Annotated in this window: 3 protein-coding genes and 1 pseudogene; 2 read left to right on the top strand and 2 right to left on the bottom strand. The window is 58.2% G+C overall.

Annotation, left to right across the window (positions count from 1 at the left end; genetic code table 11):
* Positions 1–295: 295 nt before the first annotated feature.
* Together AAFN47_RS28000 and pcaG are read right to left on the bottom strand one after the other, a co-directional pair.
* Entirely contained in the window at positions 296–1,474 is a 1,179-nt protein-coding gene (locus AAFN47_RS28000) for a 4-hydroxybenzoate 3-monooxygenase (RefSeq protein WP_127601170.1), read from the bottom strand.
* An 85-nt stretch (positions 1,475–1,559) separates the two neighbouring features.
* Positions 1,560–1,889, bottom strand: a pseudogene (pcaG, locus tag AAFN47_RS27995) (protocatechuate 3,4-dioxygenase subunit alpha); the annotation flags it as partial.
* A 180-nt stretch (positions 1,890–2,069) separates the two neighbouring features.
* On the opposite strand from pcaG, the gene AAFN47_RS27990 reads away from it, so the two are divergent.
* Both AAFN47_RS27990 and AAFN47_RS27985 read left to right on the top strand, forming a co-directional pair.
* Positions 2,070–2,648, top strand: a complete 579-nt coding sequence (locus tag AAFN47_RS27990) for a MarR family winged helix-turn-helix transcriptional regulator (protein WP_024585210.1) — start codon at positions 2,070–2,072, stop codon at positions 2,646–2,648.
* A 13-nt stretch (positions 2,649–2,661) separates the two neighbouring features.
* A complete protein-coding gene (locus tag AAFN47_RS27985; RefSeq protein WP_499812472.1) occupies positions 2,662–3,021 on the top strand; it encodes an iron-containing alcohol dehydrogenase in 360 nt (119 codons plus the stop codon).
* Positions 3,022–3,099 lie beyond the last annotated feature (78 nt).

Raw genomic sequence — 3,099 nt, 5'->3', positions numbered from 1 at the left:
ATTGGCGCTTCAGCTTGTCGGCAATGGCATTCAGAATCATGGCTACGCTCCGCTACATTGGGAGCGGCAATTTCTCCGCTGGTGGTCAACAGGCCGTTAACCAAGAAAATTTGCGACAGGCCCCTTGTGCTCTACTGGGAGGGTCTGTCCGTTTCGTCGCATCCTCACCCGACTTCCAACGACCGTCGGAACAAAGACTGAAGGACTGAACCTCGACTCGAATGTACAGGCTGCCGCGCCTAATTGATGTACCTTCAAATGCCGGTCTGGACAAAGGCCTGCCTGCGACAGGCCCTCAACAGCTGTGGGGCAAACCGACATAATTCTCGGCCAGCGAAGCCGCGGCGGCTTGCGAGCCCGTCGCGTGATCAAGTTCGGCGATCTGCATATGAGCTGTGAACGTGTCCTGATCCGGGAAGCGATGGAACATAGAGGTCATCCACCAGCTAAACCGCTGAACCCGCCAGATGCGCGCAAGACAAATTGTGGAATATGCGTTCAGTTTGTCTCGCCGGCCGGCACGATAGTGCTCGATGAAACCGGCTGCCAGGCATTTGATATCGGCGACGGCCAGATTCATACCCTTTGCTCCAGTCGGGGGCACAATATGGGCAGCATCTCCGGCGAGGAACAATGACCCGTACTGCATGGGCTCCACAACGAAGCTGCGCATCCGCGTGATCACACGATCGAGGATCGGGCCGCGGGGAAGCCGCTCGCTGTTATCGGCATTCAACCGGACTTCGAGTTCGTCCCATATCTTATCCGCGGGCCAGCTTTTCGCCGCTCCGTCCGGATCACACTGAAGATTGTGCCGACTCAGTCGCTTGTTTCGCATCGAGTAGATAGCGCCACCGCGCTGGTGATGCGCATAGATCAATTCGTGCGATGCCGATGGCGCCTCGGCCAGTATGCTCAGCCAGGCAAAGGGATATTCACGAGATAGCACCGACAGGACGCCGTCGGGAATGGAGGCCCTCGACACTCCGTAGAAGCCATCGCAGCCGGCAATAAAATCGCAACTAATCTCGATCGGTCCTTCGGCGCCGCGGCCGCGTATGCATGGCGCTCCCTCGTCTATGCCTTCAAGGTGAACATCGTCGATCTCGAAGTGCAGCGGATAGTTCTCCTGTTCGAGCGCGGCAAGAAGATCCTTGACGACTTCCTGCTGTCCGTAGACCGTAATAACCTTTCCGCCCGTCAGTTCTGAAAGGTCGATGCGTCGCCGTTCGTTGGCGAAGCGAATCTCGAATCCCTTGTGCAGCAGACCGTCGCGACAAAGCCGATCACCAAGTCCCAGCTCGATCAGAAGATCGCGCGTCGCCTGCTCCATAACGCCGGCGCGAACGCGACCCAGAATGTAGGAACGGCTCCGCTTTTCGAGAATGACCGAATCGATCCCCGCCCTTCTCAACATATATGCCAGCAAGAGCCCGGCAGGCCCCGCGCCAATTATTCCAACTTGTGTTCGTATTTTCACGGGCATGAGCCGTTCCTCAGGTCTTGGAGTCGAGCCATCATTGCGAAGGCGATAAGTGGGGTGGGGATTTTGAAACCGGTCACAGATCAAAAAACACGGTTTCTGCTACTCCCTGCAGATGGATGTCGAAGGGGTAGATTACCTTGTCGTCTCGCGCCTGACGCGGCGCGATGAGCGTCTGCCGGCGGACCTCCCATTCGATGCTTTGAAGCACGGGATCGGCAGCGTTGGCCGGCGCTTCATCCGCGAAATACATGCGGGTGTGCAGACCAATATTGATGCCGCGCGCCACGATCCAGAGATTGACGTGGGGAGCCATATGATCTCCAAGTCGCCCGCGCACGGCCCCCGGTTTGATGGTATCGAAGGCATAGATACCTGCCTCGGCATCGAAACAGGCCCCTATTCTGCGGCCCGAGAACGTGGAAATGAGTATCCCAGCTGCCTGCGGGCAACGACCACGTCGGGCGAGATACCCTCGCCGGAGGTCCGAGACAGTCCCTTATTACAACTTCGGTGTCCATCAGATCAGCATCTCTCTCCCAAGCGTTGTTTGTAAGTATCATACTATGATATAAGATGGCAAGCCATGAGCAAAGCCCCTGTCAAACTCCGCCACTCTCCGCCCGATCTTCATGAACGACCGGGCTTTCTGGTACGACGCGCGAACCAGATCCTGATGAGTCTCGCCGAGCAAGAAACCGCGAAGATTGGCCTCACGCCGCCTCAGCATGTCCACCTGCTGGCGCTCGGACGATGGGGCGCACTCGATCAGATCACCCTCGGCAAAGCGCTCGGCATCGACCGTGCGACTGTCGGGCAAGTCGTCGGCCGTCTCGAAGCGCGCGGCTTACTGCAGAGAAAGCTCGACCCGAAAGACGGCCGGCGACGAATCGTCGCGCTAACCTCGCGCGGCCGGGATTTGCTCAAGCCTGCAAACGCGGCGGCTCTCAACGTCTCCGAGCGCCTTCTTGCCGCTCTCGACCAGAGGGAGCGAAAAGAGATTGTACGGCTTCTCACCAAACTCGTGACGGCGTTGGCCGATGAAGCTCCGACGATCGCCGAGCCCGTGGCGGCCACCTCTCGGACTGGGACTGGTACGCGCGCATCGACCGGCGCGCTAAGGGCGCGGAGGCCGCGAAAATTTGCGGGTTTAACCCGAGACTGAAACGGATATCCAAATGCTCCAGTCATTTACATTCGATAGCGCCATCCCACGGGTGGTTTTTGGCGTCGTCGGCCTCGACGTGCTGGCGGCCGAGACTGCTTCGCTCGGCGTGTGCGCCCCACTTCTGGTGACGACACGCCGAGGTGCCGCGAAATGGACCTCGTTTCCGGATTCTTCGCCCTTCGCCATCGCCGGCCTGTACGATGGGGCGGAGGTCCACACTCCTGTCAATGTGACTGAAGATGCACTTCGTTATGCACGATCCGTTAGAGCGGATGGTTTCGTCTCATTCGGAGGCGGCTCATCGATCGGTCTCGGCAAGGCATTGAGGGGCTTGTCGCAAACATTTTCGGAGCGCGCAATTATCCACTGAGCGTCCTCGTTTTCATGCTTTGTTAACCTTTTGTAGTCCGAAGAGGTGCGCGAGCAGATCGTTCTGATCATTTACGGT

Source organism: Hoeflea sp. CAU 1731 (genome assembly GCF_039888615.1).
Taxonomy (GTDB): domain Bacteria; phylum Pseudomonadota; class Alphaproteobacteria; order Rhizobiales; family Rhizobiaceae; genus Flavimaribacter.
The sequence above is the reverse complement of the archived record's forward strand: the minus strand, read 5'-3'. Positions and strand labels throughout refer to the sequence as shown.